This is a genomic window from Lactobacillus xujianguonis (genome assembly GCF_004009905.1).
Lineage (GTDB): Bacteria > Bacillota > Bacilli > Lactobacillales > Lactobacillaceae > Lactobacillus > Lactobacillus xujianguonis.
On record NZ_ML136923.1, the window covers coordinates 1 to 4,905 of the forward strand.

Annotated in this window: 10 protein-coding genes; 4 read left to right on the forward strand and 6 right to left on the reverse strand. The window is 34.2% G+C overall.

Going from position 1 to position 4,905, the window contains the following annotated elements; all coding sequences use genetic code 11:
- Positions 1 to 78 precede the first annotated feature (78 nt).
- The 4 genes from EJK17_RS10935 to EJK17_RS10950 all read right to left on the reverse strand — a co-directional run bounded on the left by EJK17_RS10935 (position 79) and on the right by EJK17_RS10950 (position 1,672).
- Positions 79 to 276 carry a hypothetical protein gene (locus EJK17_RS10935; protein WP_103661237.1) on the reverse strand — a complete coding sequence of 66 codons (198 nt, stop codon included), beginning with the start codon at positions 274 to 276 and terminating at the stop codon, positions 79 to 81.
- Positions 277 to 328: 52 nt separating this feature from the next.
- A complete protein-coding gene (locus tag EJK17_RS10940) occupies positions 329 to 568 on the reverse strand; it encodes a hypothetical protein (protein WP_103661238.1) in 240 nt (79 codons plus the stop codon).
- 148 nt (positions 569 to 716) lie between these two features.
- Positions 717 to 1,433 carry a Rha family transcriptional regulator gene (locus tag EJK17_RS10945; RefSeq protein WP_103661239.1) on the reverse strand — a complete coding sequence of 239 codons (717 nt, stop codon included), beginning with the start codon at positions 1,431 to 1,433 and terminating at the stop codon, positions 717 to 719.
- A gap of 32 nt (positions 1,434 to 1,465) precedes the next feature.
- Positions 1,466 to 1,672 (reverse strand): helix-turn-helix transcriptional regulator, encoded by a 207-nt coding sequence (locus EJK17_RS10950; protein WP_103661240.1) that lies wholly within the window; start codon positions 1,670 to 1,672, stop codon positions 1,466 to 1,468.
- 170 nt (positions 1,673 to 1,842) lie between these two features.
- Between EJK17_RS10950 and EJK17_RS10955 the strand changes: the two genes are divergently transcribed.
- The 4 genes from EJK17_RS10955 to EJK17_RS10970 all read left to right on the forward strand — a co-directional run bounded on the left by EJK17_RS10955 (position 1,843) and on the right by EJK17_RS10970 (position 3,991).
- Positions 1,843 to 2,193 carry a helix-turn-helix domain-containing protein gene (locus tag EJK17_RS10955; protein ID WP_103661241.1) on the forward strand — a complete coding sequence of 117 codons (351 nt, stop codon included), beginning with the start codon at positions 1,843 to 1,845 and terminating at the stop codon, positions 2,191 to 2,193.
- Positions 2,194 to 2,202: 9 nt separating this feature from the next.
- Positions 2,203 to 2,604, forward strand: coding sequence for an ImmA/IrrE family metallo-endopeptidase (locus EJK17_RS10960; RefSeq protein WP_103661242.1), 402 nt, complete (start codon positions 2,203 to 2,205; stop codon positions 2,602 to 2,604).
- 71 nt (positions 2,605 to 2,675) lie between these two features.
- On the forward strand, positions 2,676 to 3,386 hold the full coding sequence (locus tag EJK17_RS10965; protein WP_103661243.1) for a hypothetical protein: 711 nt from the start codon (positions 2,676 to 2,678) through the stop codon (positions 3,384 to 3,386).
- Between the two features lie 101 nt (positions 3,387 to 3,487).
- Positions 3,488 to 3,991 (forward strand): hypothetical protein, encoded by a 504-nt coding sequence (locus EJK17_RS10970; RefSeq protein WP_103661244.1) that lies wholly within the window; start codon positions 3,488 to 3,490, stop codon positions 3,989 to 3,991.
- Here the strand turns inward: EJK17_RS10970 and EJK17_RS10975 are convergent.
- Together EJK17_RS10975 and EJK17_RS11540 are read right to left on the reverse strand one after the other, a co-directional pair.
- Positions 3,988 to 4,635 carry a hypothetical protein gene (locus EJK17_RS10975; RefSeq protein ID WP_103661245.1) on the reverse strand — a complete coding sequence of 216 codons (648 nt, stop codon included), beginning with the start codon at positions 4,633 to 4,635 and terminating at the stop codon, positions 3,988 to 3,990. The two genes, EJK17_RS10970 and EJK17_RS10975, sit on opposite strands and share 4 nt — an antisense overlap.
- A 23-nt stretch (positions 4,636 to 4,658) precedes the next feature.
- On the reverse strand, positions 4,659 to 4,905 hold a 247-nt coding region (locus EJK17_RS11540; protein WP_168180809.1), incomplete at its 5' end, for a hypothetical protein.

Genomic DNA, 4,905 nt, shown 5'->3' on the forward strand with positions numbered 1-4,905 from the left:
TACAAGCACATTCGATGACAAATTAGTTGATAAGATTAACGAGTTATTCAACTAATTATTTGATGAAACAGATACAAGCTATTTACTCTGACTTGCGTCTGTTTTTTGGTATTCGTCATTAATTTGATTGCAGAATAAGAACTCATTTTTTGCATTAATTACTCCAATTAACGGTTTGGAATATGACTTATATGTTTTGTCATCTTCTGCTGAAACTACAGCTGACAGGTTTTGGATTAATTGATTAAACTCTTTTAAAATTAATTTTTTATCCATTTGCTTTCCCTCTTTCTTACTTACTTGGTGAGCTCAAAGTCATTTTTAACGCCTAATATTCAGAAGACCCTTCTATAACTGCGCTTTTAGGATCTTCATTTGGATTTTCTCTCTTAAAGTCAGCGACTCTTTGGTCGTTGGCTTTTTTGAATTGGTAGCTTCGTCGAGCATGTACCACCTGAGCTAATGCCGTATCGACCGAATTTCCATATGGATCTATATCGTTAGTTAACAATTCATTAGTCAAATCTTTGATTAAATTGTTAAATTCATCTAAAATCTTGTCTTTCATATCTTGTTCACCTTCTTTCTGTTAAATCTTGGACTGGTAAAAAAGAATTAATCTAAGCAATAATTCTTTTTCATACAGGCTGTTAGCCTTTCGATACCATTTTGTTAAAGTAAATAGCCTTATTTTTTCAAGCTTCATACGGCTCTCCTTACATCGTTAAAGTTTCTTGTGCGTTAATCGCATCAATTTCTTGCTTTAAGTCATATGGTGGATACCAGTTCTTGATGTACTTCTTAGCAGCTTCAAAATCCTTTTTCTTTAGGTCTTCATATCTTGAAATGTGAAATGCCTTGTGGAAATCACTACTAATCTTGGAGAACACTTTTTTGACGTGCTTTTCGCGGTAGTAATTGCTGTCAGCACCGCCAACAAGTTTCATAACTCTCTTTTTACGCAAACTTTCAAGCTCATATCTTTGAGCCGAATTAATCTCAGAAGTTTCCTTCAAGAACTTGATGTCCTTTTCTGTTTGAGAAACTCTCTTATCCAATCGAACTGTAACTTCCATTGTTAAGTTCAATTTTTCTTCAGGCGTTTGTGGAAGCCCTTGTTGCTGCTTAATGTAAGCTTCCATCTTGTTGAAGGCTTTGATGTATTTAAGTTTGAAATCTAAAGCTTTTTGACCGGTAAAGCCCATTACCAGTAGTGAAAAGCCATCGCGGTTCATGTAATACATAGGTTGCTCATGGTTTTGCTGATTAACATATGTACTTTCAACGAACATACTTCCGACTGCGCAATTTTGCGCAGTCAAATTTTTAATGCTTCTCATCACGTCTCTATGGTTTTTTTCGAACACTTCTGCAACTTTCAAGCTAGTGGTAACTGCTTGTTGATCTTTCATGATCACTAATTCATTTTCCATTAAGAACTCCTCTCTATCCGTTTCGGATATTTTTACTTTAAAAAAATATCCGGGTCAATCCTTAATGCCTTTGCTACAGCGATTGCAAAGTCAGCATCGAAGTTTAATCTTCCATGAAGTCTACTGCTGAAAGTGGCACTACTGATCCCCATTCTTTTCGCAACAAAGCTCTGCTTAATGCCATGTTCATCGAGATACTTGCTTAGAATCTCTCTGGCATCGCTTCTTACAACTGCCATCTCATCACCTCTCATAAATTATCCGTTTCGGATATTCAACTTACAAATAATATAATACTCCATTTTGGACCTGTGTCAACACTTTTTTATCCATTTTGAATAAAAATATTTTCAAAATGAATAATTGAAACTACAATTAACTCGAATAGGATAATAAAAAGGAGGCTATTATGAGTGTTTTTAGTGAACGCCTTACTACTGCTAGAAAGGCGATGGGCTGGACTAGGAAGCGTGCAGTGTCTGAATTTTCATTACCATACCAAACTTATTCGAATTATGAACAAGGAAAAAGAGAACCTGATATAAATACGATGAAGCGATTAGCATATAAACTTAATACTACTACGGACTATTTAACCGGCGCTGTGGATAATCCTGCGCCCGCGTCTGTTACGAGTTCTGATTTAGAAGACATGTTGAATGACGCCCACTCTTACGATGGAAAGCCTATGGATGAACATGATCGCGCATTAATTAAACAATACTTAGAAGCACTTTTTAGTCAGCGTGATGCAAAGTAAGGTGATTGTATGAGCAGCCGTTTAAAGCAGCTTTTAAGAAAATATCACTTAGAAATAAAATATGGCCCTACTCATGGCAAAGGCTACATTGTGAAGACCCCCAAGGGCTTCCCTAATCTTTTAATAGTTAAAGAAAATTTGTCGGATGAAGAAACTGAAAAAGTTATTCTACATGAGATTGGACATGCTGAGCATGATAAAGAAATTGTGGGAGATTATAGGACAGATGCTCGTGCACATGATTGTTGTGAAAGTAAGGCTAACAATTTTATGATTAGTGAAAAGGTCAAGGAATATGCTGAACTTGGATATGATACGCTAAATGCTAATTGGTTAGATTTGGCAAAGGAAATTGGAACGCAGGATTATTGGCTAGTTCGTGAAGAATTATCAAAATATATTACTGAATAATTGGAGGATATAGATATGATCAATGGAATAATTGAATCACTTTATGACTGGAAAGTAAAAGGAGCGTTTATATGAAACTAATTAAATGGCTAGTTGCTATAGTTGCAATGATAATTGTGTTTCCTATTTTATTTGTAGAAACTGGTAAACCGGTTATATCAATATTGCTGCTATTAGATGTGGTTTTATTTATCTGGTTTATCACTTATATGCACAAGCATGATAAAAAAAAACACATTAAGGTAAATTTACATAAACAATGGTGGTCTTGGGTTTTAATTGCTGTTTGGCTGTTTGCTACTCTTTTAACTTTTGTGCTATCAGTATCAGATAACTACAGTACACCAAGTAATGATTCTTCAAATACTGTTGAGATTGCAAAAAAGCAGCATACGAGTAGTTTCAACTTGCCTGGCCAAAAGATCAATAGCGACACAGCTAAGAAGCATGAGTTTTACTGGACTGATAAGGACGACAAGAAAGTTAGATACTTTGTTAATGACAGCAAAAAGATAACTGCCATTAAAGTTGTACTTAATCCAGACATCAATAACACCTGGTGGTGCCAAAATTACATGCAAAAAGTCTTACATGATGACCACCTTAAATTTGGCAACGATAAGCAAAGCATTGACGGCGACACATTAAGTAATCGAGTTCAATACAATCTCTACTCACCTAAATACAAGAAATGGTACTGGGTAACCTTTGCACCTGCAGAAGGAAAAGACATGGTTGCCAGTTTTTCAATGTACCCTGGCAAAAACAAGGACGCGGAATAAAAATAAGCCTGCTGTCAAAACTGGCTAATTCGTGAGGAGTTACTGAAATATAAAGTTGAATAAAAAGCCGCCCGAAGGCGGCTAGAAAGGATGTGAGATTTATGAATGAAAATTTACCACGTTTACTCTATTTCAAAATAACAAACACTCATGGGATTAGACTCTATACTCTGCATCAAGATGAAAAAGCTGTTATAGAAGTAGCAGTTTACATCCCTGATAACATAATAGGCTCGAAAGCCGAAGATGGAGATTTCTTCATTCAATGGACTATTAACGGTAAGAATATTCAATATGATGATATCCCCATTCAAGAAATCATTAAAACAGGTAAACGCATAGCAAAAATCAAATTAGAGTTGGATGTCTATCTTCAGGATTCTATCAATCTAAATTTATCTTTAGGCGCAAAATACAGTGATATTTCGCCTCAGGAACAAATTGTGCAGTTTTCATTCTTTAAAACTATTATCGAGCGTAAAAAAACTATTTTTGCTACCGATAGTATGGGAAAACGACCTGTTCCTCCAACCGATAAAGTAATCAATGATTTTAAAGATCGATCCAATTCCAAAGATAAAGACAAGCATGACAAAGAAAATTAATCCTTTTCAATTGAAGTAATTATTATAAATTTTTCTTTTAAGTCTATATATTGTTGCACTATATGTTTGTCTTTATATTCTTTTGATTGAATTTTTTGTGTAATTTTATCATATTCGGGTTGTGGACTTCCAGCATCATCAGTAAAAGGCACAAGACTCAGTGAATAATTACTATCTGAATCATTTGAAACATATTGAACCCAACCGAATCCTATAGGCTTATGCTCCAATGAATAAATGTAAGCTTGTTGAAATTTGTTTTCACTTAGCATAACTGCTTGCCAAGGCGTACCAGAATCAAGCGAAATCAAATCATTTTTATTACGTTCCCCGTTTATATTTTTATAAAACAGTTCATTTATTTTCTTAGAGAATTTAATAGAAAGAATTATAGAAATAATTACAGTTAAAAGAGCAGCAATAATTTCGGCAAATGTATTATGTATACAATTTCTTAATGCAATATCTATAGTCAAATAAATTAATAAATCGATGATAGTTAATATTGCTGATATACTTTTTTCTCTGTTTGTATTTCTGAGAGTTGAATCAACCGCATTAAGAGACTCAGCAATAGTATAGTTAACCATTCCTAATCCGCCGGTTGTAATGATAGTAAGTAAAACTTTAATAAAATCATTCATTGATAATCTCCCATTTTCATTGATCACCCGTTCATATCATTAATCAATCTAATCATACCAGCAATTGATTTATCTCGCCAAATAAAAAAGAAGATACCTTTTACAGTACCTTCTTTAACAAGCATCCCTTTGAGTAAAAGCTCTTGGGGCGAACCTACTTCCGTGCATTTTTTAAGCAAGGATAAAATAGCCCATGTCTGTTGTGAATCTAGTACTACATGACTTACATGCCTATATTTGTCATTAAAAACTATGCCTGAATAATCTAGT

Excerpts from the sequence above, each read along its gene's own strand:
- EJK17_RS10935 (WP_103661237.1), bottom strand. The coding sequence starts at position 276 with ATGGATAAAAAATTAATTTTAAAAGAGTTTAATCAATTAATCCAAAAC.
- EJK17_RS10940 (WP_103661238.1), bottom strand. The coding sequence starts at position 568 with ATGAAAGACAAGATTTTAGATGAATTTAACAATTTAATCAAAGATTTG.
- EJK17_RS10945 (WP_103661239.1), bottom strand. The coding sequence starts at position 1,433 with ATGGAAAATGAATTAGTGATCATGAAAGATCAACAAGCAGTTACCACT.
- EJK17_RS10950 (WP_103661240.1), bottom strand. The coding sequence starts at position 1,672 with ATGGCAGTTGTAAGAAGCGATGCCAGAGAGATTCTAAGCAAGTATCTC.
- EJK17_RS10955 (WP_103661241.1), top strand. The coding sequence starts at position 1,843 with ATGAGTGTTTTTAGTGAACGCCTTACTACTGCTAGAAAGGCGATGGGC.
- EJK17_RS10960 (WP_103661242.1), top strand. The coding sequence starts at position 2,203 with ATGAGCAGCCGTTTAAAGCAGCTTTTAAGAAAATATCACTTAGAAATA.
- EJK17_RS10965 (WP_103661243.1), top strand. The coding sequence starts at position 2,676 with ATGAAACTAATTAAATGGCTAGTTGCTATAGTTGCAATGATAATTGTG.
- EJK17_RS10970 (WP_103661244.1), top strand. The coding sequence starts at position 3,488 with ATGAATGAAAATTTACCACGTTTACTCTATTTCAAAATAACAAACACT.
- EJK17_RS10975 (WP_103661245.1), bottom strand. The coding sequence starts at position 4,635 with ATGAATGATTTTATTAAAGTTTTACTTACTATCATTACAACCGGCGGA.